17 protein-coding genes and 1 tRNA gene are annotated in these 21,589 nt (G+C 65.9%); 10 read left to right on the top strand and 8 right to left on the bottom strand.

Annotation, left to right across the window (positions count from 1 at the left end; genetic code table 11):
• Nucleotides 1-32: 32 nt before the first annotated feature.
• From mutS to C7402_RS17195, 3 genes are all read right to left on the bottom strand, one after another.
• Nucleotides 33-2,729: a DNA mismatch repair protein MutS gene (mutS, locus tag C7402_RS17205; protein ID WP_116611407.1), complete on the bottom strand. Its 2,697-nt coding sequence runs from the start codon at nucleotides 2,727-2,729 to the stop codon at nucleotides 33-35.
• Nucleotides 2,730-2,827: 98 nt separating this feature from the next.
• Complete coding sequence (gene lplT / locus C7402_RS17200; RefSeq protein ID WP_116611406.1) at nucleotides 2,828-4,126, bottom strand: lysophospholipid transporter LplT; 1,299 nt, start codon at nucleotides 4,124-4,126, stop codon at nucleotides 2,828-2,830.
• Between the two features lie 155 nt (nucleotides 4,127-4,281).
• A complete protein-coding gene (locus C7402_RS17195; protein WP_112172860.1) occupies nucleotides 4,282-5,082 on the bottom strand; it encodes an inositol monophosphatase family protein in 801 nt (266 codons plus the stop codon).
• A 432-nt stretch (nucleotides 5,083-5,514) separates the two neighbouring features.
• On the opposite strand from C7402_RS17195, the gene C7402_RS17190 reads away from it, so the two are divergent.
• Nucleotides 5,515-6,375 (top strand): RNA methyltransferase, encoded by an 861-nt coding sequence (locus tag C7402_RS17190; RefSeq protein WP_372460561.1) that lies wholly within the window; start codon nucleotides 5,515-5,517, stop codon nucleotides 6,373-6,375.
• A gap of 220 nt (nucleotides 6,376-6,595) precedes the next feature.
• Nucleotides 6,596-7,417 carry a serine O-acetyltransferase gene (gene cysE, locus C7402_RS17185; RefSeq protein ID WP_116611405.1) on the top strand — a complete coding sequence of 274 codons (822 nt, stop codon included), beginning with the start codon at nucleotides 6,596-6,598 and terminating at the stop codon, nucleotides 7,415-7,417.
• A gap of 73 nt (nucleotides 7,418-7,490) precedes the next feature.
• Here cysE and C7402_RS17180 read toward each other — a convergent pair whose 3' ends face one another.
• The 4 genes from C7402_RS17180 to C7402_RS17165 all read right to left on the bottom strand — a co-directional run bounded on the left by C7402_RS17180 (nucleotide 7,491) and on the right by C7402_RS17165 (nucleotide 10,375).
• Nucleotides 7,491-8,288, bottom strand: coding sequence for a UDP-2,3-diacylglucosamine diphosphatase (locus C7402_RS17180; RefSeq protein WP_112172857.1), 798 nt, complete (start codon nucleotides 8,286-8,288; stop codon nucleotides 7,491-7,493).
• Nucleotides 8,289-8,321: 33 nt separating this feature from the next.
• On the bottom strand, nucleotides 8,322-8,816 hold the full coding sequence (locus C7402_RS17175) for a peptidylprolyl isomerase (RefSeq protein WP_116611404.1): 495 nt from the start codon (nucleotides 8,814-8,816) through the stop codon (nucleotides 8,322-8,324).
• A 199-nt stretch (nucleotides 8,817-9,015) separates the two neighbouring features.
• The gene (locus tag C7402_RS17170) at nucleotides 9,016-9,600 is read right to left on the bottom strand and encodes a peptidylprolyl isomerase (RefSeq protein ID WP_116611403.1); all 585 of its coding nucleotides are present in this window, start codon (nucleotides 9,598-9,600) and stop codon (nucleotides 9,016-9,018) included.
• 61 nt (nucleotides 9,601-9,661) lie between these two features.
• A complete protein-coding gene (locus C7402_RS17165) occupies nucleotides 9,662-10,375 on the bottom strand; it encodes a tetratricopeptide repeat protein (RefSeq protein ID WP_112172854.1) in 714 nt (237 codons plus the stop codon).
• 278 nt (nucleotides 10,376-10,653) lie between these two features.
• Between C7402_RS17165 and cysS the strand changes: the two genes are divergently transcribed.
• The 7 genes from cysS to C7402_RS17130 all read left to right on the top strand — a co-directional run bounded on the left by cysS (nucleotide 10,654) and on the right by C7402_RS17130 (nucleotide 18,601).
• Nucleotides 10,654-12,051, top strand: a complete 1,398-nt coding sequence (gene cysS, locus C7402_RS17160; protein WP_112172853.1) for a cysteine--tRNA ligase — start codon at nucleotides 10,654-10,656, stop codon at nucleotides 12,049-12,051.
• A 47-nt stretch (nucleotides 12,052-12,098) separates the two neighbouring features.
• Complete coding sequence (locus C7402_RS17155; protein WP_116611402.1) at nucleotides 12,099-13,034, top strand: DNA-3-methyladenine glycosylase family protein; 936 nt, start codon at nucleotides 12,099-12,101, stop codon at nucleotides 13,032-13,034.
• Between the two features lie 185 nt (nucleotides 13,035-13,219).
• Nucleotides 13,220-14,191 (top strand): acetyl-CoA carboxylase carboxyltransferase subunit alpha, encoded by a 972-nt coding sequence (locus C7402_RS17150; RefSeq protein WP_112172851.1) that lies wholly within the window; start codon nucleotides 13,220-13,222, stop codon nucleotides 14,189-14,191.
• Between the two features lie 41 nt (nucleotides 14,192-14,232).
• Nucleotides 14,233-15,669: a tRNA lysidine(34) synthetase TilS gene (gene tilS, locus C7402_RS17145; protein ID WP_116611401.1), complete on the top strand. Its 1,437-nt coding sequence runs from the start codon at nucleotides 14,233-14,235 to the stop codon at nucleotides 15,667-15,669.
• A gap of 456 nt (nucleotides 15,670-16,125) precedes the next feature.
• Nucleotides 16,126-17,376, top strand: a complete 1,251-nt coding sequence (locus C7402_RS17140) for an aspartate kinase (RefSeq protein WP_112172849.1) — start codon at nucleotides 16,126-16,128, stop codon at nucleotides 17,374-17,376.
• Between the two features lie 203 nt (nucleotides 17,377-17,579).
• Nucleotides 17,580-17,673, top strand: a tRNA-Ser gene (locus C7402_RS17135).
• Nucleotides 17,674-18,244: 571 nt separating this feature from the next.
• Nucleotides 18,245-18,601, top strand: coding sequence for a hypothetical protein (locus tag C7402_RS17130; RefSeq protein WP_112172848.1), 357 nt, complete (start codon nucleotides 18,245-18,247; stop codon nucleotides 18,599-18,601).
• Between the two features lie 136 nt (nucleotides 18,602-18,737).
• Here the strand turns inward: C7402_RS17130 and fabI are convergent, their stop codons facing one another.
• Nucleotides 18,738-19,526, bottom strand: coding sequence for an enoyl-ACP reductase FabI (fabI, locus tag C7402_RS17125; protein ID WP_112172847.1), 789 nt, complete (start codon nucleotides 19,524-19,526; stop codon nucleotides 18,738-18,740).
• A gap of 109 nt (nucleotides 19,527-19,635) precedes the next feature.
• Here fabI and C7402_RS17120 point away from each other — a divergent pair, with 109 nt between their 5' ends.
• Nucleotides 19,636-21,582 (top strand): extracellular solute-binding protein, encoded by a 1,947-nt coding sequence (locus C7402_RS17120; RefSeq protein ID WP_116611400.1) that lies wholly within the window; start codon nucleotides 19,636-19,638, stop codon nucleotides 21,580-21,582.
• The last annotated feature ends 7 nt before the right edge of the window (nucleotides 21,583-21,589 follow it).

Raw genomic sequence — 21,589 nt, 5'->3', positions numbered from 1 at the left:
GCGGCGGCCGCGGTGGCGTCGCCAGGCGACGCTCAGCGTTTCGCGTCCGGCGCTGTGGCCAGCTCATGCAGTTCGAACAACAGATCGAGCGCGTCGCGCGGGCGCAGCTCGTTCGGGTCGAGTTCGCGCAACCGCTGCGCGACAAGCGACGCGGCCGGGTCTTCCTGCACGCCTTGCGATGCGCCGTCTTGCGCCCGGTCTTCCAGGTAGGGTGGTTCGTCGTCGTAGGCGGCGGGTGCGGCGAACAGGTCGAGTTGCGGTGTGGGCTGTCCCGCCGACTGCTGCTCCAGGTGAACGAGATGCTTGCGCGCCGCGCGGATCACCGCAGTCGGCACGCCCGCGAGCTGGGCGACCTGAAGGCCGTAGCTCTGGTTAGCCGGGCCTTCCTGCACCGCATGCAGGAACACGATGCCGTGCCCATGCTCGACCGCCGACAGATGCACGTTCGCCGCTTGCGCGAACTCGGCGGGCAGTTGCGTGAGCTCGAAGTAGTGCGTGGCGAAGAGCGTGTGGCAACCGTTGCTCGCGAGCAGGTGCCGCGCAATGGCCCACGCGAGCGCGAGGCCGTCGAACGTTGACGTGCCGCGCCCGATCTCGTCCATCAGCACGAGGCTTTGCGGTGTGGCGTCGTTGAGGATGGCCGCCGCTTCGGTCATCTCCACCATGAAGGTCGAGCGGCCGCCCGCGAGGTCGTCGGCGGCGCCGATGCGCGTGAAGATGCGATCGATCGGCCCGAAGCGCGCGCGTTTGGCCGGCACATAGCTGCCCACATAGGCGAGCAGGGCGATGAGCGCGGTCTGACGCATGAAGGTCGACTTACCGCCCATGTTCGGGCCGGTGATGAGCAGCAGCTTGCGCTCGGCGTTGAGCGCACAGTCGTTGGCGATGAACTGCTCGACCTGCGCTTCGACCACCGGGTGGCGGCCTTGCTCGATGTCGATGCCGGGCGCTTCCGAGAACGTGGGCGCACTCCAGTCGAGCGCGCGGGCGCGCTCGGCGAACGCGGCGAGCAGGTCGAGTTCCGCGAGCGCCGAGGCTACGCGCTGGCAGTCGGGAATGAACGGCAGCAGCGCTTGCAGCAGCGCGTCGTAGAGCGCTTTTTCACGCGAGAGCGCGCGCTCCTGCGCCGAGAGCGCCTTGTCCTCGAACGTCTTGAGTTCCGGCGTAATGTAGCGCTCGGCGTTCTTGAGCGTCTGGCGGCGGCGATAGTCGTCGGGGACCTTGTCGGTCTGCCCGCGCGTGACTTCGATATAGAAGCCGTGGACCTTGTTGTACTCGACGCGCAAATTGCCAATGCCGGTGCGCGTGCGCTCGCGCGTTTCGAGGTCGAGCAGGAACTGGCCGCAGTTCTCGGAGATGTCGCGCAGCTCGTCGAGATCCGCGTCGTAGCCGCGGGCGATCACGCCGCCGTCGCGCACCATGGCGGCGGGTTCGGGCGCGACCGCGCGTTGCAGGAGCGCCGCGCATTCGGCGGGCGGTTCGAGCGCCTCGGCGATATGCACGAGCGAAGGCGCCGCGCCGCTCGCGGCCGCGACCTGCTCGCGCAGCGCGGGCAGCGCGGCGAAGGTGTCGCGCAGGCTGGACAGATCGCGCGGGCGCGCGGAGAGCAGCGCGAGCCGCCCGGTGATGCGTTCGACGTCGGCGATCTGGCGCAGCGCGCCGCGCAACGTGTCGACGCTCGCCTGCGGTGGCGCGTCGAGCAGCGCGCCGATGCCTTGCTGGCGCGTTTGCGCGATCGCCGCGTCGCGCGGCGGATGATGCAGCCAGTGGCGCAACAGGCGGCTGCCCATGGCCGTGCTGCACGTGTCGAGCAGCGAGCACAGCGTGGGCGATTCGGTGCCGCGCAGCGTTTCCGTGAGTTCGAGGTTGCGCCGCGTGGCCGGATCGAGGCCGATGTATTCCGATTCGGCTTCGACCTTCAGGCTGCGCACGTGACGCAACTGCTGACCCTGCGTGGCCGCCGCGTAGAGCAGCAGCGCGCCCGCCGCGCCGCACGCGCTCGTGAGCGTTTGCGCGCCGAAGCCGTCGAGGCTCGCCACGTCGAGCTGGTCGCACAGGCGTTGCTTGCCCGAGCCGATATCGAAGTGCCATGCGGGCACGCGCGTGAGCGCGCCGCTGCCTGCGGGCGGCGCCCACGCGGCGGTTTCGGCGGGCATTTCGGCAACGAGTATTTCCGCCGGACGAATCCGTTCGAACGCTGTCGCGGCCTGTTCCGGCGCGACTTCCGCGAGGCGCAGCGCGCCGCTCGCGAGATTGAGCCACGCCAGACCGACATTGACGGTCACGCCGCGCCGGTTATGGCCGGGGCACACGGCCATCAGGTAGACGTCGTTCTTGTCGGAGAGCAACGCGGCGTCTGTCAGCGTGCCGGGGGTGACGACGCGCACGACCTTGCGCTCGACCGGACCCTTCGAGGTGGCCGGGTCGCCGATCTGCTCGCAGATCGCCACCGATTCGCCGAGCTTCACGAGCTTCGCGAGGTACTGCTCGACCGCGTGATGCGGCACGCCCGCCATCTTGATCGGATTGCCCGCCGACGCGCCGCGCTGCGTGAGCGTGAGGTCGAGCAGGCGCGCGGCTTTCTCGGCGTCTTCGAAGAAGAGCTCATAGAAGTCGCCCATCCGGTAGAACACGAGCGTGCCCGGATGATCGGCCTTGATGCGCAGGTACTGCTGCATCATGGGAGTGTGTTGCGCGGTGTCGGCCGCGCCGGCGGTATGTGTAGCCATCCTCGGTGTCTTGCTTGGGGTTCAGGGCGTGAGTTTAACGCGCGCCGATTGCGTGTACAGTCAGCCGTTCGGCCAACCTTGCGCCAAAGGCGCACCCGTTATTCGTCGACCAGTGCCTTCAGGTCCACGGTGCGCGCGTTTGCCGCACTGCGCCGCATGGCGAGCCAGATCATCGAGGCGACGAATACGCCGAACACCACGATGATCCATTGCACTGGCATTTTCGCGGTGAGCAGCAGCGCATACGCGCCGAGCATGAGCAGCACCGCGAGATTCTGGTTGAAATTCTGCACCGCGATCGAGTGACCGGCGGAGAGCAGCGTCGCGCCCCGATGCTGGAGCAGGGCGTTCATCGGCACGATGAAAAAGCCTGCGAGCACGCCGAGCAGCACCATCAGCGGGTACGCGAAAAGCAGATAGAAGGGCATGATGAACGCGCCGAAGCGCACACCGCCGCCGCCCGGGAACAGCCCCTTGCTGTAGAACGCCATGCCCACCGCCACCGCGCCGCACAGGATGCCCACCGGCAGCACGCGCAGCGAGGCGCGCAGCGACACCCACGCGGCGGCCGCGCCCGCGCCGAGCGCGATGCCGAGCCCCGTCACGCCCTGCATCACGGCGGCCTTGGAGAGCGACAGGCCGAGGTTGGCGTCCGCCCATTTGAGCACGAGCAGTTGCAGCGTGACCGCCGCACCCCACATCAGGGTCGTGACCCAGAGCGCGATCTGCGCGAGCTTGTCGGTCCACAGCACGTTGAAACTGTGCGTGAAATCGCCCATGAGTCGAGCGGGCTCCCTGAGGCGGTTCTCGTAGCGTGCGCCCGTGTCGGGAATGCCGATGTTGATGATCGCGGCGAACACGTACGTGATCATCACGGCGAGCATCGCGAGGTCGGCGGCGGAATGGATGATCGGCAGCGGGTGGCGCGCGACGAACCGGTCGGCGTAAGTCGAGACGAGCGCGCCGCCCATCATCGTGCCGACGATGGTGGAGAGCACTGTGGCCGATTCGAGCCACGCGTTGGCGGCCACGAGTTTTTCCGGCGGCAGCAATTCAGTCAGGATTCCATACTTTGCGGGCGAGTAGGCCGCCGCGCCGAAGCCGACCACGCCGTAGGCGATCATCGGATGCATGCCCGCGATCATCAGCAGGCAGCCGCACGCCTTGAGGGCGTTCGAGACGAACATCACGTGGCGCTTCTGCAAGGCGTCGGCGAACGCGCCGACGAACGGCGCGAGCAGCACATACGAGATCGTGAAGAAGATCTGCAACAGCGGCGTGACCCAGGCGGGCGAGGAGATCACCGTGAGCAGCGCAATCGCCGCGATGAGCAGCGCGTTGTCGGCGAGCGACGACACGAATTGCGCGGCGATGATCGTATAGAAGCCTTTTTTCATCGGATGCGTGCGGGGGCCTCGTGCAGCAGGGCGACCGGCGAAACAAAAAAGCGGCCGAAGCCGCTCGTTGCACATGCGTAGCCGAAGCCTGACCCCGCGTGCGTTCTGTACGCGCCCCGGCGCAGCGTTGAGTGCGCCGCGGCGCGCATGGGCGCTTACGCCGCCTTGTTCACGCGCGTGTACTTCGAGAGGATCGGCACCATCTGCGCGTAGATCTTCGGGTTGCCCGCGACGACTTCGCCCACGTGCAGGAAGTCCGAGTCGCCCGTGTAGTTGCCGATCAGGCCGCCGGCTTCCGTCACGAGCAGGCCGCCCGCGGCGACGTCCCAGGGATTGAGGCCTTGCTCGAAGAAGCCGTCCATGCGGCCGGCGGCGACATTCGCCAGGTCGAGCGCGGCCGCGCCCGGGCGGCGCAGGCCCGCGCATGCGTTGGTCATTGCGGCGAACAGTTCGCAGTAGCTGTCGAGGCCGTCCTTTTCGCGGAACGGGAAGCCCGTGCCGATCAGGCCGTCGGCGAGACGGTCGCGGCGGCCCACGCGGATGCGGCGGTCGTTCAGGAACGCGCCGCGCCCGCGCGACGCCGTGAAGAGGTCGTTGCGCGTGGGGTCATAGACCACGGCCTGCGTGACGATGCCCTTGTGCGCGAGCGCGACCGAGACGCAGTAGTACTGGAAGCCGTGAATGAAGTTGGTGGTGCCGTCGAGCGGATCGATGATCCACTGGTACTCGGATTCGTTCTCCGACTGGCCCGATTCCTCGGCGAGGATGGCGTGGTCGGGGTACGCGGTCTTGAGCGTTTCGATGATGGCGGCTTCGGCCGCCTTGTCGACTTCCGTGACGAAATCGTTATGCTGCTTCTTCGCGACCTGCACGAGGTCGAGGTCGAGCGACGCGCGGTTGATGATCTGTCCGGCGCGGCGCGCGGCCTTGACAGCGATGTTGAGCATGGGATGCATGAGCCAGGATCCTTGTTGTCCGGCGCCCGTGCCGCAGCTTGCGGCGCGCCGGTGATGCAAAAGATGAAGCGTCTAACGATTGGACAGGACGCGGGCCTGGGTACGGCCTTGCGGTTCCTGTCCCGCCAACGGAGACGAATTGGATAAGAGCGGGGCGCGGCGGCGCTGGTTGCCAGTTGCCTGCCGGGCGTCGCGCGAACCGAAAACACACAGCAGCACGGCACGCCCGACGCGCGCGAAACCACCATTTTACCCGAGACCGGACCGCTCTGGCTGGCGGCGCGCCGCTTTCCCGTTTGTGCGCGTGCGGTTTGTCCGTTTAGTCCGTTTTGTCCGGTCTGCTCGCTCCGTCTGCTCTGTCCGTCCTGCCTGCGCGCGCGAGGCGCGCTAACATAGAGACTTTCCTTACGCCCGCGTTAGAGACTGATCTTGGTGCACCCCGATTCACCCGCTACCCACGCCCCGGCGGCCACCGCCGGCGAAGCCCACGAGCCGCTGCGCGGCGGCTTCACGTCCACCCGCTTCGTGCTCGTCGAGCCGAGCCATCCCGGCAACGTCGGCGCGGCGGCGCGCGCGCTGAAGACGATGGGTTTTTCGCGCCTCGTGCTGGTCGCGCCGCGCGTGCCGCAGGTCCACTGCGACCCCGAGGCGGTGGCGATGGCGAGCGGCGCCGACGACGTACTGGCGGCCGCCCACATCGTGCCGACGCTGGCCGACGCGCTCACGGGTGTCCAGTGGTCGCTCGCGCTCACGGCGCGCACGCGCGAGTACGGGCCGCCGCCCGCCGCGCCGCGCATCGCGGTGCAGGACGCCTGCCGCCAGGTAGCGCATGGCGGCGATATCGCGCTCGTGTTCGGCAACGAGCGCACGGGTCTGTCGAACGACGACGTGGAACGTTGCAGCGCGCTTGCGCATATCCCCGCGAACCCGGCCTATAGCTCGCTCAATCTCGCCCAGGCGGTGCAGGTGCTCGCCTACGAACTGCGTCTTGCGTACCTCGGCGAAAGTGCGCCTGCCGCGGCGCTGCCGGCAGCAGGTGGCGCTGGCGGCGCGCTCCAGCCCGGCGCCGTGTCGCCGCTCGCGACGAGCGACGACATCGAACGCATGTACGTGCACCTCGAAAATGCGCTGATCGCGCTCGACTTTCTCGATCCGGCCAATCCGAAGAAGCTGATGTCGCGCCTGCGCCGCCTCTTCGCGCGCTCGGGGCTCGAACGCGAGGAGGTCAATATCGTGCGCGGAGTCGCCAAGCACATCCTCATGCTCAAGGGCAAAGGCGGCGAGAACCGCTAAGGCGCGCGCGACGGCGCCAGTGCCAGTGCCGCGTCCAACCTTGCCGCCGACGGGGGCTTGCGGCCCACAAGCGGCTTTACGCCTACAATCGCCTGAAAACCGGCGAAAAGCTCATAAGCAAATGCGCGTGGCTGCAAAGGCCGCGACGCGGGTCGCGCGCGCTGTCTGACGGCGCGCGACCGCCATTCCCCTCGATTCACACGTTTTAAGCGTGACTGCCATGTTCAAGAGACTTCGCGAAGACATTGCCACGATCCGCGAGCGCGATCCCGCCGCTCGCAGCGCGTGGGAGGTCCTGACCTGTTATCCGGGTCTGCATGCGCTCGTGCTGCATCGCTTCGCGCATGCGTGCTGGCGCGCGAAGCGCCGTTGGCTCGCGCGTTATGTCTCGCAACTCGCGCGCTTTCTGACCGGCATCGAGATCCACCCGGGCGCGACGATCGGCCGGCGCGTGTTCATCGATCACGGCATGGGCGTCGTGATCGGCGAGACCGCCGAGGTCGGCGACGACTGCACGATTTACCAGGGCGTGACGCTCGGCGGCACCTCGCTCACGCGCGGCGCGAAGCGCCATCCCACGCTTGGCGCGGGTGTGATCGTGGGTGCGGGTGCGAAGGTGCTCGGCGGTTTCACCGTGGGAGCCGGGGCGAAGATCGGCTCGAACGCCGTGGTCGTGAAGCCCGTGCCCGAGGGCGCGACGGCGGTGGGCAACCCCGCTCGCATTGTCGCGCCCGCGAAGAGCGCGCCGGTCCAGGCCAAAGCGTCCTCGGCTCGCGAAGGCTTCTGCGCCTATGGCATCTCGCCCAACGCCGACGATCCGGTTTCGCTCGCCATTCACGGTCTGATCGACCACGCGGCCACGCAAACGCAACGCGTCGACGCCATCGTCGTCGCGCTCGAGCAACTCGGTGCGCGTCTCGAAGCGTTGCATGGCGCCGATGCGGCGCTGGCCGAACTGCGTCGTGTCTCGGCGGGCCTGGAGTGCGGCGGGTCGCAAGGCGAGGCGCAGAGCCGCGAAGAGAAAGCGCCCGCACGCGTCTGACGTGCTCCTGCGCGCCTTCACGTGCATCGAAGCACGCGGCGCGAAAGGGCGGCGGTGAGCCGCGCGCCGGAGCTCAGTCCAGCGGCATCATCCTGAAACCTTCGGCATCCACGCGCAGGTAGCCGCCGCGCGGCTTGCCGTGATCGAGATCCCAGTCGGGCAGAACCCAGCGCGTGCCGCCAGGCTCCTGGTGGCGCGCGGGCCGGTGCGTATGGCCGTGCACCATGGAGCCGGTGCGCGCGCGCTTGAAGAGCGCCGCCACGCCTTTCGCGGTCACGTCGTATTTCGGCAGGCGCGGACCGTTGCGGCGCGCCTCGCTCGCGCGGCGCGCCCGCTCGGCGAGCGCCCGGCGCCAGCGAAACGGCCACGCCAGAAAAAGCAACTGCGGCAGCCGGTTGCGCGCGATCTTGCGAAAGAGCTGGTAGCCGTGATCGTCGGTGCACATCGCGTCGCCGTGGGCGAGGGCGAGGCGTGTGCCGAACGCGGTGATGGCGATGGGGTCGGGCAGCCAGATCGCGCCCGCGGCTTTCATGAAGCGCTTGCCCATCAGGAAGTCGCGGTTGCCGTGCATGATGTAGAGCGCGATGCCGCGCTCGGAGAGCGTATGCATCAGCGCGGCCATGCGCGCGACGAAGGGATCGACGAGCATGTCGTCGCCGATCCAGTATTCGAAGAGGTCGCCGAGAATGAACACCGAGTCGGCCTGATCGGCCGTGACCCGGATGAAGCGTTCGAACGCGGCGACCGTGTGCGGAATCCCATCATTCAGATGCACATCGGAAATGAACAGGAACGGACGTGCCGCGTGCGGGCGCTTGCCCTCGCCGGGCACGCCCGCGGCTGCGTGTCGTAATGCCTTTTCCTGCAACATTGAAGAGGGATTCGCTTGAGTGTTGAGTGAAACTTATTCGACGACGACAGCCTTCTCGATCACGACGTCGTCAACCGGCACGTCCTGATGGAAGCCCTTCGAGCCGGTCTTGACCTTCTTGATCTTGTCGACCACTTCGAGGCCTTCGACGACCTTGCCGAACACGGCGTAGCCCCAGCCCTGCGGCGTGGGCGACGAGTGGTTCAGGAAGTCGTTGTCGGCGACGTTGATGAAGAACTGGGCGCTTGCCGAGTGCGGGTCGTTCGTGCGAGCCATGGCGATCGAGCCGCGCTCGTTCTTCAGGCCGTTGTTCGCTTCGTTTTCGATCGTCGCTTCGGTGGGCTTTTGCTTCATGGCGGCGTCGAAGCCGCCGCCCTGGATCATGAACCCGTCGATGACGCGGTGGAACACCGTGCCGTCATAGTGGCCGCTCTTCACGTAGTTGAGGAAGTTGGCGACCGTTTTCGGGGCCTTCTCGGCGTTGAGTTCGAGCTTGATGACGCCGTGGTTCGTGTGCAGTTCGACCATGATGGAATCCTTTGCCTGTGGCTGGGGGAGTGAACGTCGCGGCATCGGCACGAGGCGGGGCGTGGTGCCGGTCGCGTGTGCCGCCGCCGCGACGTGCGACGGGTGAGGGCGGCGTTGCCGCCCGGTTAGTCGATGACGACCTGCCGTGTTACCGGCTACCTGGAAACTGCGTGAAGACTGCGTGACAACGACGCGTCAATTATTTGCCCACTACGGTGGCCGACTGGATCACGATTTCCTTTTGCGGCACATCGCCCATCGGGCCGCGCGAGGTGGTGGGCGCCGCCTCGATCTTCTTCACGATGTCCATGCCCTGGGTGACCTTGCCGAACACGGCATAGCCGTTGCCGTCCGGGTTCGGATAGTCGAGGCCGGCGTTGTCCACGGTGTTGATGAAGAACTGCGCCGTGGCCGAATTCGGGTCGCTCGTGCGCGCCATCGCGATCGTGCCTGTGAGGTTCTTCAGGCCGTTCTTGCTTTCAAGCGGGATGGGTGCGCGCGTGGGCTTTTCGACGAAGCTTTGCGTGTAGCCGCCGCCCTGGATCATGAAGCCGCGAATCACGCGGTGGAAGATCGTGCCGTTGTACTGGCCGGCCTTCACGTATTGCAGGAAGTTGTCGACGGTCTTGGGCGCCTTCTCGGGATAGAGCTCGACGCGAATGTCGCCTTCACTGGTCTTGAGCAACACCTGCGGGTGCGCGGCGGCCGGCTGGCCGTTTTGCGCAAAAGCCGGTGCGTTCGCGATCAGGGCGGCGCTACCCAGCGCCAACATCAACCATTTCATGAGTATCCTCGGAAGTGCGGGAAATACGTGTCGCGGCGCGCGACGCACGGCGCGCCGCGGCTTAGTTCGACGGCGCCACGAACGGCGGCATCGCCAGCGACCCGGTCGGGCCGCCGAACTGGTAAGCGGGATTGCTGAGCGCGGGCACGAGGTTCGAAGGCTGCGTGCCGGAAGCCGCCTCGGCCGCGGCGGCGCTGCGCGGTTTTTTCGGCGCCGGCGGCGGCGCGACGATCTTCGCGATATCGGCGAGGCGCTGTTGCGTTCTGCTGTTTGTGTGGCCCACCGTTTGCGCGCGGCGGTATGACGCATCGGCCATGCGCAGGTACAGGTCGCCGAGATTTTCCCACGCGAGACTGTACGACGGGTTCGCCTTCACGGCGGTTTCCAGCGCCACACGCGCCTCGTCGTAGCGGCCGTGCTTTGCGTAAAGCGCCGCGAGGTTGTTGTACGGTTCGGGCAGTTCGGGGTAGAGCTGCGTGAGCTCCGTGAACGCTTCGATTGCGTCGTCGTCGCGGTTCAGGCGCGCGAGAATGGTCGCGCGCTTGAACTTCGCCTGCACGTCGCGCGGGTTCGTCTTGATGCGCTCGTCGAGCTGCGTCAAGGCCGCCGCCCAGTCGTGCTGGACGATCGCGCTGTCGGCGCCGGGCGTGCCGTCGGCCGTCGCCGGGGGCGCGGCAAGCGCTACGCGCGCGCCGCACAGCATGATCGCGACGCTCGCGAGAGCCGACGCGGCAAGGGTCGCAGCACGGGGCGCGCGGCCGCTGGAAGGTTTCATAGGGTGAGGTCGCGGTGTTATACTCCGAGCCATTCTAACAAAAGGTCTGTGCGTTTTCGTCGCGCGCTTTGTCCCTCGCTCGAATCGAGGGCATTTCGGGCGCGCCGCATGAATCGACGGGCTTTCTTTCGCCACTCGTGGTCGTCTCCGCCTCGATTGCAACCTGTTTGCAGGCCAGGCGCCGACAAACAGCAGCCTGAGCATCGCGGTGTACTACACCCGCCGGCTGCGGTCGGCGTTGCCGCGGATTTCCTTCGACCCACGTATCCATTGTCTCTATGGAATCACTGCGCATCTACAACACGCTCGCCCGTGACAAGCAAAATTTCGTGCCCCTCGAACCCGGTGTCGTACGCATGTACGTCTGCGGGATGACGGTGTACGACTATTGTCACGTCGGCCATGCGCGTGTGATGGTGGTGTTCGACGTCGTGCAGCGCTGGCTGCGCGCGCTCGGCTACAAGGTGACATACGTGCGCAACATCACCGACATCGACGACAAGATCATTCGTCGCGCGGTGGAAAACGGCGAGACGATCAAGCAGCTCACCGACCGCTTTATCGCGGCGCTGCATGAAGATGCGGACGCGCTCGGCATCGAGCGTCCCGATCATGAACCGCGCGCGACGCAATACATTCCGCAGATGCTCGACATGATCGGCAAGCTGGAAGCCAACGGCTATGCCTATCAAGGCGCGGACGGCGACGTGAATTACGCGGTGCGCAAGTTCGCGAACTATGGCGCGCTCTCGGGCAAGTCGATCGAGGATCTGCGCGCGGGCGAACGTGTGGCCGCGAACGATGCCAAGCAGGATCCGCTTGACTTCGTGCTGTGGAAACAGGCAAAACCTCAAGAGCCGGCCGACACGAGCTGGGAGTCGAAGTACGGGCGTGGGCGCCCCGGCTGGCACATCGAGTGCTCGGCCATGGGTTGCACGCTGCTCGGCGAGCATTTCGACATTCACGGCGGCGGCCAGGACTTGCAGTTTCCGCACCATGAGAACGAGATTGCCCAGAGCGAAGGCGCAACGGGCAAGACGTTCGTCAATACGTGGATGCATAACGGCTTCGTGAATATCGACAACGAGAAGATGTCGAAGTCGCTCGGCAACTTCTTCACGATCCGCGAAGTACTGGCGAAGTACGATGCGGAAGTGGTGCGCTTTTTCATGGCGCGCGCGCACTATCGCTCGCCGCTGAATTACAGCGACGTGCATCTGGACGACGCACGCAACGCGCTCACGCGTCTTTACACGGCGTTGAAGGACGTGACGCCGGATGCGGGCGAGCTCGACTGGAACGAACCGTACGCGCAACGTTTTCGCGCGGCGATGAACGACGACTTCAACACGCCGGTGGCGATTGCCGCGCTGTTCGAGCTCGCGAGCGAAGTGAACCGTACGCGCGACGCCGTGCTCGCGCGTCAGTTGCAGCGCCTCGCACGCGTGATCGGGCTGCTCGTGCGCGAGCCGCGAGTGTTCCTGCAACAGGCCGCGGGTGCGCAAGAGGCAGGCGCGCTCGACGTGGCGGCGATCGACGCAAAGATCGCGGCGCGCACGGCGGCCAAGCAGGCGAAGCAATATGCGGAGGCGGACCGGATTCGGGCCGAACTGCTCGAAGCCGGTGTCGCGCTCGAAGACAAACCGGGCGGATTGACCGAGTGGCGCCGCGTGTGAGCGGGCTGTCCAGTTTCCACTGATCGATTCGCGAGGCAGGAGGCAGGATGGCAACGGCCACGAAGACGCAGGCCAGGCGGTCTGCGTCGCTCACGGGCGCCGCAGCGGGCAAGCGCGGTGCCGACACCAAAGCGGCGAGTGCCGCGGCGGCAGGATCGGGTGCAAAGCGCGCGCTCAACGGCGCGGGTGCGCAATCCGCTGTAAAAGCAGCAGGCAAGACGGCCGCCCGGCCGGCGCGCGCGAAGACCAATGGCTCGGCGGTCTCGCATGACGCGCTCGACGGCGCGGCGATCGACGCCGCGCTCGCCGACGGCCCGGCGGCGCTCGAAGCGGTGGAGCCGGCCGCGAACGCGCTCGGCGATCTCGAATTCGAAGTGCAGCGTCCCGACTACTGGGACAAGGCTTGCGCCGACCTCGTCAAGCGCGACCGCATTCTCAAGAAGCTGATTCCGAAGTTCGGCCCGGTGCATCTGCTGAGCCGCGACGATCCGTTCGTCACGCTCGCGCGCTCGGTGGTCGGCCAGCAGATTTCGACGGCGGCCGCGCAGGCGCTGTGGCAACGCGTGGAAGCCGCGTGCCCGAAGCTCGTGCCGCAACAATTTCTGAAACTCGGTCACGAGAAGCTCGCCGCGTGCGGACTTTCGAAGCGCAAGACGGAATACATTCTCGATCTCGCGCAGCATTTCGTTTCCGGGGCGCTGCACGTCGGCAAGTGGACGTCGATGGACGACGAGGACGTGATCGCCGAACTCACGGCGATTCGCGGCATCGGCCGCTGGACCGCCGAGATGTTCCTGATCTTCAATCTCGCGCGTCCCAATGTGCTGCCGCTCGACGATCTCGGCCTGATCCGTGCGATCAGCGTCAACTATTTCAGCGGCGAACCGGTCACGCGCAGCGAGGCGCGCGAAGTGGCGGCCAACTGGGAGCCGTGGCGGACTGTCGCGACCTGGTATATGTGGCGCAGCCTGGAACCGTCGTAAGGCGCTGGCCGGACCGGCGCGCCGGGCGCGCGCAGCCGTGCGCCGCGGCCCGCGCCCCGATCGGATGACGCCTGGATTAACAAGAATATTCCTATCGATATCTGAAATCGATAGTTCTGAGCCGATTTCGGCGCGGGCTGACGCGGTTAGAATACGCGCTGCCGCAAAGTGAAGGATTCCCACACATGAAGACCACGTTTCTGGATTTCGAACAGCCGATCGCTGAACTGGAAGCGAAGATCGAAGAACTGCGCTTCGTTCAGGACGACTCGGCCGTCGATATTTCGGAAGAAATCGAGCGGCTGTCGAAGAAGAGCCAGCAGCTCACGAAGGACCTCTATGCGAACCTGAGCCCGTGGCAGGTTTCGCAGATCGCGCGTCATCCGCAGCGTCCGTACACGCTCGATTACGTGCACGAGCTGTTCACCGATTTTCACGAACTCCATGGCGATCGCTCGTTCGCGGACGACCTCTCCGTGGTCGGCGGTCTCGCGCGCTTCAACGGCCAGGCCTGCATGGTGATCGGCCATCAGAAGGGCCGCGACACGAAGGAGCGCGCCGCGCGCAACTTCGGCATGCCGCGCCCCGAGGGCTATCGCAAGGCCGAGCGCCTGATGCGTCTTGCCGAGAAGTTCGGTCTGCCCATTTTCACGTTCGTTGACACGCCGGGTGCGTATCCGGGTATCGGCGCGGAAGAGCGCGGCCAGTCGGAGGCGATCGGCCGCAATCTATATGTGATGGCCGAGCTGAAGACGCCGATCATCACGACGATCATCGGCGAAGGCGGTTCGGGCGGTGCGCTCGCCGTGGCCGTGGCCGACACGGTCATGATGCTGCAATTCTCGACTTACTCGGTGATCTCGCCGGAAGGCTGCGCCTCGATCCTGTGGAAGAGCGCCGCGAAAGCGCCGGAAGCCGCCGAAGCGCTGGGCCTCACGGCGCACCGCCTCAAGGCGCTCGGCCTGATCGACAAGATCGTGAACGAGCCGCTCGGCGGCGCGCATCGCGACCCGAAGGGCATGGCCGCGCTGCTGCGCCGCGCGCTCGCCGACTCGCTGCGCCAGTTCCAGGGCATGAGCATCGCCGACGTCAAGGAGCGCCGCTTCGAGCGCCTGATGGCTTACGGCAAGTTCAAGGAAACGACGCCGGGCGCGTAACGCGCACGACGTCATCGCTTGTTCACGTCTGCGGTCGTGCGATGACCGACCATCCCGAATCCGACGCCGGGCGTATCGTTATCGATGCGCTCGGCGTTGTGCTTTCCACGCTGCCCCACGACGCGCGCATTGCCATTGCGTATAGCGGCGGGCTCGACTCGTCCGTGCTGCTCGACGCCGCGGTGCGCACGGCGGGCGCGGCGCGCCTCGTGGCGCTGCACGTGCATCACGGCCTGAGCCCGAGCGCCGACGCCTGGCTTGCGCATTGCGAGACGCACGCGCACGCGCACGGCGTGACGTTCGACGCGCGGCGCGTCGACGTCGCGCGCGACGATCCGGCCGGCGTCGAGGCGGCCGCGCGCGACGCGCGCTACCGCGCGCTCGACGCGATGTGTGCGGCGCACGGCGTGCAGGCGCTCTGGCTCGCGCAGCACGCCGACGATCAGGCGGAAACGGTGCTTCTCCAGCTATTGCGCGGCGCGGGGCTGGCGGGCATGGCGGCCATGGCGCCGGTGCGCGCGGGCGCGAGCGGCGTGCCGCGCATGCGCCCGCTGCTCGCTTTGTTGCGCGCGCAACTGGAACGCTACGCCCGAGCGTATCGGCTGGACTGGATCGACGACGAATCGAACGACGACACGCGCTACGCGCGCAACGCCTTGCGTCACGATGTGATGCCGGCGCTTTCCGCCCATTTCCCCGGTTATCGCGATGCGCTCGCGCGCACGGCGGCGCACGCCGCCGCGTCGCAGCGTTTGCTCGACGATCTTGCGCGGATCGATTTACGCGAGGTCGAGTGCGAGGAGGGCAGTGCGCTTTCGCAGGCCGGGCTTCTCGCGCTCGACGACGCTCGCGCGCTCAATCTGCTGCGCTACTGGATGCGCGCGCTTGGCATGCCGGCGGCGTCGGCGGCGCGTCTGACCGATGCGCTGCGGCAACTGCGCGAGACCGCGCGCGAAACGGGCAACGGCCACGCGTTGCGCGTCGATCACGCGGGGCGCCGGCTGCGCTGTTATCGCGGTCGGGTGTCGTGGGAGGCTGCACGCGCGAGCGAAGGGGCGGAGCGTGCGCATGCGAGTGTTACCGCGTCACGCGCTGCCGTCTCGTCACGGTGGCGCGGTGAAGAAATCTGGCGTCTGCCTTCATGGCGCGGCACCTATGTTTTTGCGCCCGCCGCGGCCGATGACCCCGACGCCGTGCCCGAGCAAGTGCTCACGCGCGCGCCGCTCGTCGCGCGGGAACGCAGCGGCGGCGAACGCTTGCGCGACGAGGCGGCTAACGTGAGCCGCACGCTCAAGAACCTGTTCCAGACGCATGGCGTGCCCGCGTGGGAGCGCGACGTGCCGCTACTGTTCGTGGGGCAGACGCTGCTGTTCGTGCCCCGTATCGGCGTGAACCGGTCGGCGTTGGGCGCCTTGCCAACCGATCCCCGCGCGGCGTGGCGTCGCATCGAATGGCGCGAGGATCTCGTGATCGCCTGATCGCGTCGCCGCGCGCACACGCATCCTTCAATGACGCGGGCGCGTCCGAAGCGATCGTTCCCCCGCAAATCCTTGCCCCGCAAGCGTTTTTCGGCCTCCGCAAGCGTGTTCTGTCTTGTAATTTCGACGTCAATCGGGTAGTGTAAGTCGTTTGTCCAGCCCGCTTTTTCGCGTTCACGGACGCCGTCAAAAGCGGCGTGTGCCGTGAAGGCGCGATTTCTCCTTCGAGCGGTATCCGACGGTTGCAGGGATGTCGTAGCGGTATGCGGGCAGGGCGCAAGAAGAAGGCACAGGCATGTCACAAGCGTGCATCGACACCGATGCGGCGGCCTTCGCGCCCCTGAGGCAAAACCCGCGCGTGCTGCACGCGCTGAAGCCGCCGCCATGGGCTTGAGTGACCGGGCGGCCCAGTCCTTCAGCGCGCCAGCGCAGTAACATCTCCAGTTCAGAACGACAATGGCACTCATCGTACACAAATACGGCGGCACCTCGATGGGCTCGGTCGAGCGCATCAAGAACGTCGCCAAGCGCGTCGCCAAATGGCACAAGGCCGGCCACAAGATGGTCGTCGTGCCTTCGGCAATGTCCGGCGAAACCAATCGCCTGCTCGGTCTCGCGAAAGAAATTTCGCCGCAGCCGAGCCCGCGCGAACTCGACATGATTGCGTCGACGGGTGAGCAGGTAAGCGTCGGCCTTTTGTCGATCGCCTTGCAGGAAGCCGGCGTCGACGCCATCAGCTACACCGGCTGGCAAGTGCCGGTCAAAACCGACAGCTCGTTCACCAAGGCGCGCATCAACGACATCGACGGCGATCGCGTGCTGGCCGATCTCGACGCCGGCAAGGTGGTCGTGATTACGGGCTTCCAGGGCATCGACCCGGACGGCCATATCACCACGCTCGGCCGCGGCGGCTCGGACACCTCGGCGGTGGCCGTCGCTGCGGCGCTGAAGGCTGACGAATGCCTCATCTACACGGACGTCGACGGGGTCTACACGACGGACCCGCGCGTGGTTGACGACGCGCGCCGTCTCGACCGCATTACGTTCGAAGAGATGCTGGAAATGGCCAGCCTCGGCTCGAAGGTGCTACAGATCCGCTCGGTGGAATTCGCGGGCAAGTATCAGGTGAAGACGCGTGTGCTCTCCAGCCTGACCGACCCGCTGATGAACCTCGACGAGGAAATGTCCTCGGGCACCCTGATTACTTTTGAAGAAGACGAGACCATGGAAAAAGCAGTCATCTCGGGTATCGCGTTCCAGCGCGACGAGGCCCGCATCATCGTGATGGGCGTGCCCGACAAGCCCGGCATCGCGTATCAGATCCTCGGCCCGGTGGCGGACGCTAACATCGACGTCGACATGATCATCCAGAACCAGAGCGTGGCCGGCAAGACCGACTTCACGTTCACGGTGGGTCGCGGCGACTACCAGCGCGCCATGGACATCCTCACGAACCAGGTGAAGGGTCACGTGAGCGCGGAGCAGGTGCTGGGCGACGCGAAGGTCTCGAAGGTTTCGGTGGTCGGCGTGGGCATGCGCTCGCACGTGGGCGTGGCGAGCAAGATGTTCCGCACGCTCTCGGAAGAGGGCATCAACATCCAGATGATCTCCACGTCGGAAATCAAGATCTCGGTGCTGATCGACGAGAAGTACATGGAGCTGGCCGTGCGCGCGCTACACAAGGTGTTCGATCTCGAGCACGCGTAATTTGCGCTTGCGTCGTTGCGCTGTTGTTGTTTCATGACGCGGGTGTGACGCGTTTTCACCGGTCAAGATGCTGTTCGCGAAGTTCGCTGCGCGGTTGCAGAAAAAACTTCGAAAAAAAGCGTCTTATGAATTGACCGGAACGCTCTTACCCGCTATTATCTTGGCTTCGTTGCGCTGCCTCCCTGGCGCGAACGAAGTTTTCGGGAGACGTGGCCGAGAGGTCGAAGGCACTCCCCTGCTAAGGGAGCATCTGGGCCAAAACCTGGATCGAGGGTTCGAATCCCTCCGTCTCCGCCAGTAATGGCGGTGGAAACCCCGCAAGTCTCGGCTTGCGGGGTTTTTCTTTTTCCGTGCCCGTTACGCGAAAAGCAGTCTCGTGCACGACAGGCGCCTGCGTGTTCGCAGTCGGATCGCGGCGCGTCGATGGTTCTGCCCTTGCGCCGAGTCACGTCAGCCGGATTTCAGTAGGAGTACGACAAATCCTCCGCGTATTCCAGCGTCGGGTTCGGGTACGATGCTCCGAGAGAGAGCAGGGTGTACGAAGACTGATATGGAGTGCGAATGAAATCGGGCGATTCTTGCGGATGCCCATGCCCGCCTCCCAACCGACGCGCGACCATGCGCGCGCATGCATGCAGCGGCTCACATTCCTGTTGACGGCAGTACGCTCCCGCGCCGGCAATGCTATCCTCCGCAGCGCCGTTGCTCGCGGTGCTGCGCCGCAAGCGCTCGCACCTATGTAACGAGACGTAACGACAAAGAACGTGGGGCAGTTTTGTGCATCAGTTCTTACAAGTTTGAAATACGCAGGCGAGAGGTGCTGCGTTATATTGGTTTCAAGAAAACATCAAACCCGAAAGGTGAGTCCATGAAGTTCCCACGTGTTGTTGCAATGCTGCTCGGGGGCGTGGCTATTGGCGCTTCAAGTGCTGCCATGGCTGGCGTGAGCGTTGGTGTCAACATTGGTATTCCGGCCCCGGTTTATGTCGCGCCGCAGCCGGTCTATGCGCCGCCGCCGCCGCCGCCGGTCGTCTATCAACCGGCTCCAGTGTATGCAGTGCCGCCGGCGATCGTGATCGGCTGGCACGGCGACCGTTACTGGGACGGCCGCCGCTACTGGGGCCGTGACGACTGGTATCGCCATCACGGTGGGTACGGTGGCCCTGGCCCCGGCCGTGGGCACTATGACCGGGATCACGGCGGTCCTCCGGGGCATTGGCACTAAGCCTCCGCCCGGCCGTCAGCGCGCGACGCGTCAAGCTGTCGCGCCAAAACAAAAGCCGCCTGAAAAGGCGGCTTTTGTTTTGTTGCCGTTGCACACGCAACGAGGCGCATGCAACCCGGCAAGCGGGTAAGCAGGCTTATTCGAGGCCGGCCATGCCGCCCACCACGGCGTTGAAGCCCGAGTCGACGTGCATGATCTCGGCGGTCACGCCGGCTGCCAGATCGGAGAGCAGGAACGCAGCAGAATTGCCGACCTGTTCGATGGTCACGTTGCGTTGCAGCGGGGCGTTCTGCTCGACGAAGTCGAGAATCTTGCCGAAGCCCTTGATGCCACTCGCCGCGAGCGTCTTGATCGGGCCGGCAGAAATGCCGTTCACGCGCACGCCTTGCGTGCCGAGCGCCACTGCGAGATAACGCACGCTGGCTTCGAGCGCGGCCTTCGCAACACCCATCGTGTTGTAGTTCGGGATCGCGCGCTCGGCGCCGAGGTAAGTCAGCGTCAGCAGCGAAGCGTTTGCGGAAAGCATCGGCTTGGCGGCCTTGGCGAGCGCGGGGAAGCTGTACGCCGAGATGTCGTGCGCGATGCGGAAGTTCTCGCGCGTCATGCCGTCGAGGAAGTCGCCTGCGATCGCTTCGCGCGGCGCAAAGCCGATCGAGTGGACGAGGCCGTCGAGCGTGTCCCAGCGCTGCTTGAGGTCGGCGAAGAGCGCGTCGATCTGCGCGTCGTCGGCCACGTCGCAGGGGAACACGAGGTCGCTGCCGAATTCCTGCGCGAATTCCGTGATGCGGTCCTTGAAACGGTCGCCAACGTACGTGAACGCCAGTTCCGCGCCTTCGCGCTTGCACGCCTGCGCGATGCCGTACGCGATCGAACGGTTCGACAGCAGGCCGGTCAACAGGATGCGTTTGCCAGCGAGGAAGCCCATGAATTCTCCTAAATCAGGTCAGTGCGCCGGGCGCCAGTGGGGGCGGCGCCGCGTGGTTTGGGTAGAATTCTCTCACAACTGACAAGGCACCCCGGACAAATCCCGATCTATGACGACAGGAACGCGAGGCAGGACCGCGCGCAGCGCGCTTGGGGCGGCGGTTCCTGCGGGGCGGCGCGCGCTCGGCAAGCGACTGGCGGCCGCGTGCGCGGCGCTTGCATTCGGATTGCTGGCCATGCCGTCCGCGTATGCGGTCCACGCCATTGCGCAATACGGCGAGCCCAAATATCCGCAAGGTTTCGCGCACTTCGACTATGTGAATCCGGATGCGCCCAAGGGCGGCACGCTCGTGCTCGCCAACCCCGACCGCCTCACGAGCTTCGACAAGTTCAACCCGTTCACGCTGCGCGGCAACGCGGCGCCCGGGCTCGGCATGCTGTTCGAGAGCCTGACGACGGGCAGCCTGGACGAAGTGGCTTCCGCGTACGGCCTGCTCGCCGACGATATCCGCATTGCGCCCGACGCGCTTTCGGTCACATTCCACATCAATCCGAAGGCGCGTTTTTCGAATGGCGACCCGGTGACGGCCGAGGACGTGAAGTTCTCGCTCGACACGCTCAAGAGCCGCCAGGCCGCACCTTCGATGCAGGCGTACTTCAGCGAGATCACGCGCGCGGTGGTGGTCGATCCCGCGACGATCCGCTTCGAGTTCCGCAGCAATAACAGGGAGCTGCCGCTGATCGCGGGCGGTATGCCCGTGTTTTCGCACAAGTGGGGCCTGCGTCCCGACGGCAGCCGCATCGCCTTCGATCAAATCGCGTTCGAGCAGCCGATCGGCAGTGGTCCCTACGTGATCGACCGTTATTCGAACGGCCGCACGATCACCTACAAGCTCGACCCGAACTACTGGGGCAAGGGGTTGCCCGTGCGCGTGGGCACCAACAACTTCGAGCGCATCACCTACAAGCTCTATTCGGACGACGTCGCGCGCCTCGAAGCGTTCAAGGCGGGCGAGTATGACGCGCTGGTCGAATACGTCGCGCGCAACTGGGTGCGGCGCGACGTCGGCAAGCGCTTCGACAGCGGCGAGCTCATCAAGAAGGAGTTCCCGCAGCACAACGGCACGGGCATGCAGGGTTTCGTGATGAACCTGCGCAAGCCGGTGTTCCAGGACGTGCGTGTGCGCCAGGCGCTCGACCTCGCGCTCGACTTCCCGTGGCTCAACCGCATGCTGTTCTATAGCCAGTATCGGCGCATCGACAGCTGGTTCGCGAACACGCAATTGCAGGCGAAGGGCTTGCCGTCGCCTGGCGAACTCGCGCTGCTCGAGCCCTGGCGCGAGACGCTCGACCCCGCCGTGTTCGGCCCGCCGCCCGTGCAGCCCGACACGAGGCCGCCGGGCTCGCTGCGCGCCAATCTGCTCAAGGCGCGAGCGTTGCTGGCCGAGGCGGGCTGGACCTACCGGGACGGCGCGCTGCGCAATGCGAAGGGCGAGCCGTTTACGTTCGAGGTGCTCGACGATACGAGCGCGTCCGCGCAGTGGGCGCCGATCATGGCGCAGTACACGCAGGCGCTCAGGCGGCTCGGCATCCAGGTGAACTATCGCTCGGTCGATTTCGCGCTCTACCAGAAGCGGCTCGACGCCTTCGACTACGACATGACGACCATCAAGTTCCCCGACGTGCAGGTGCCGGGCGCGGAGCAGGTCGACCGTTTCGGCAGCAAGGCCGCCGACCAGCCGGGCTCGGGCAATCTGCTGGGCCTGAAGTCGCCGGCCGTCGATGCGATTCTCAAGGCGCTCACGCAGGCGCAGACGCTCCAGCAACTGCTCGACGCCACGCACGCGCTCGACCGGGTGCTGATGCACGGCTACTATGTGGTGCCGCAGTGGTACAGCGCGACCCATCGCGTGGCGTTCAAGAACACGCTGGCGTATCCGGCGAAACTGCCGCTGTACTATGGCGCGAACGACTGGATCATCTCGACGTGGTGGCAGAAGTCGCAAACCCAGCCACAGCCCGAGCCGCCCCCCGATCACTCGGCGGCTGGTCATTAACAACGGA

It is taken from the genome of Paraburkholderia unamae (assembly GCF_003096875.1).
GTDB classification, from domain to species: domain Bacteria; phylum Pseudomonadota; class Gammaproteobacteria; order Burkholderiales; family Burkholderiaceae; genus Paraburkholderia; species Paraburkholderia unamae.
Note: the sequence above shows the minus strand (reverse complement) of the source record. Positions and strands in the feature narration are given on the sequence as shown.

What these genes read in the sequence shown, in the direction of transcription:
- C7402_RS17140 (WP_112172849.1), top strand. Translation starts at nt 16,126, where the DNA reads ATGGCACTCATCGTACACAAATACGGCGGCACCTCGATGGGCTCGGTC.
- C7402_RS17175 (WP_116611404.1), bottom strand. Translation starts at nt 8,816, where the DNA reads ATGGTCGAACTGCACACGAACCACGGCGTCATCAAGCTCGAACTCAAC.
- C7402_RS17155 (WP_116611402.1), top strand. Translation starts at nt 12,099, where the DNA reads ATGGCAACGGCCACGAAGACGCAGGCCAGGCGGTCTGCGTCGCTCACG.
- cysE (WP_116611405.1), top strand. Translation starts at nt 6,596, where the DNA reads ATGTTCAAGAGACTTCGCGAAGACATTGCCACGATCCGCGAGCGCGAT.
- cysS (WP_112172853.1), top strand. Translation starts at nt 10,654, where the DNA reads ATGGAATCACTGCGCATCTACAACACGCTCGCCCGTGACAAGCAAAAT.
- C7402_RS17150 (WP_112172851.1), top strand. Translation starts at nt 13,220, where the DNA reads ATGAAGACCACGTTTCTGGATTTCGAACAGCCGATCGCTGAACTGGAA.
- C7402_RS17130 (WP_112172848.1), top strand. Translation starts at nt 18,245, where the DNA reads ATGAAGTTCCCACGTGTTGTTGCAATGCTGCTCGGGGGCGTGGCTATT.
- fabI (WP_112172847.1), bottom strand. Translation starts at nt 19,526, where the DNA reads ATGGGCTTCCTCGCTGGCAAACGCATCCTGTTGACCGGCCTGCTGTCG.
- C7402_RS17180 (WP_112172857.1), bottom strand. Translation starts at nt 8,288, where the DNA reads ATGTTGCAGGAAAAGGCATTACGACACGCAGCCGCGGGCGTGCCCGGC.
- lplT (WP_116611406.1), bottom strand. Translation starts at nt 4,126, where the DNA reads ATGAAAAAAGGCTTCTATACGATCATCGCCGCGCAATTCGTGTCGTCG.
- C7402_RS17170 (WP_116611403.1), bottom strand. Translation starts at nt 9,600, where the DNA reads ATGAAATGGTTGATGTTGGCGCTGGGTAGCGCCGCCCTGATCGCGAAC.
- C7402_RS17120 (WP_116611400.1), top strand. Translation starts at nt 19,636, where the DNA reads ATGACGACAGGAACGCGAGGCAGGACCGCGCGCAGCGCGCTTGGGGCG.
- mutS (WP_116611407.1), bottom strand. Translation starts at nt 2,729, where the DNA reads ATGGCTACACATACCGCCGGCGCGGCCGACACCGCGCAACACACTCCC.
- C7402_RS17165 (WP_112172854.1), bottom strand. Translation starts at nt 10,375, where the DNA reads ATGAAACCTTCCAGCGGCCGCGCGCCCCGTGCTGCGACCCTTGCCGCG.
- C7402_RS17195 (WP_112172860.1), bottom strand. Translation starts at nt 5,082, where the DNA reads ATGCATCCCATGCTCAACATCGCTGTCAAGGCCGCGCGCCGCGCCGGA.
- tilS (WP_116611401.1), top strand. Translation starts at nt 14,233, where the DNA reads ATGACCGACCATCCCGAATCCGACGCCGGGCGTATCGTTATCGATGCG.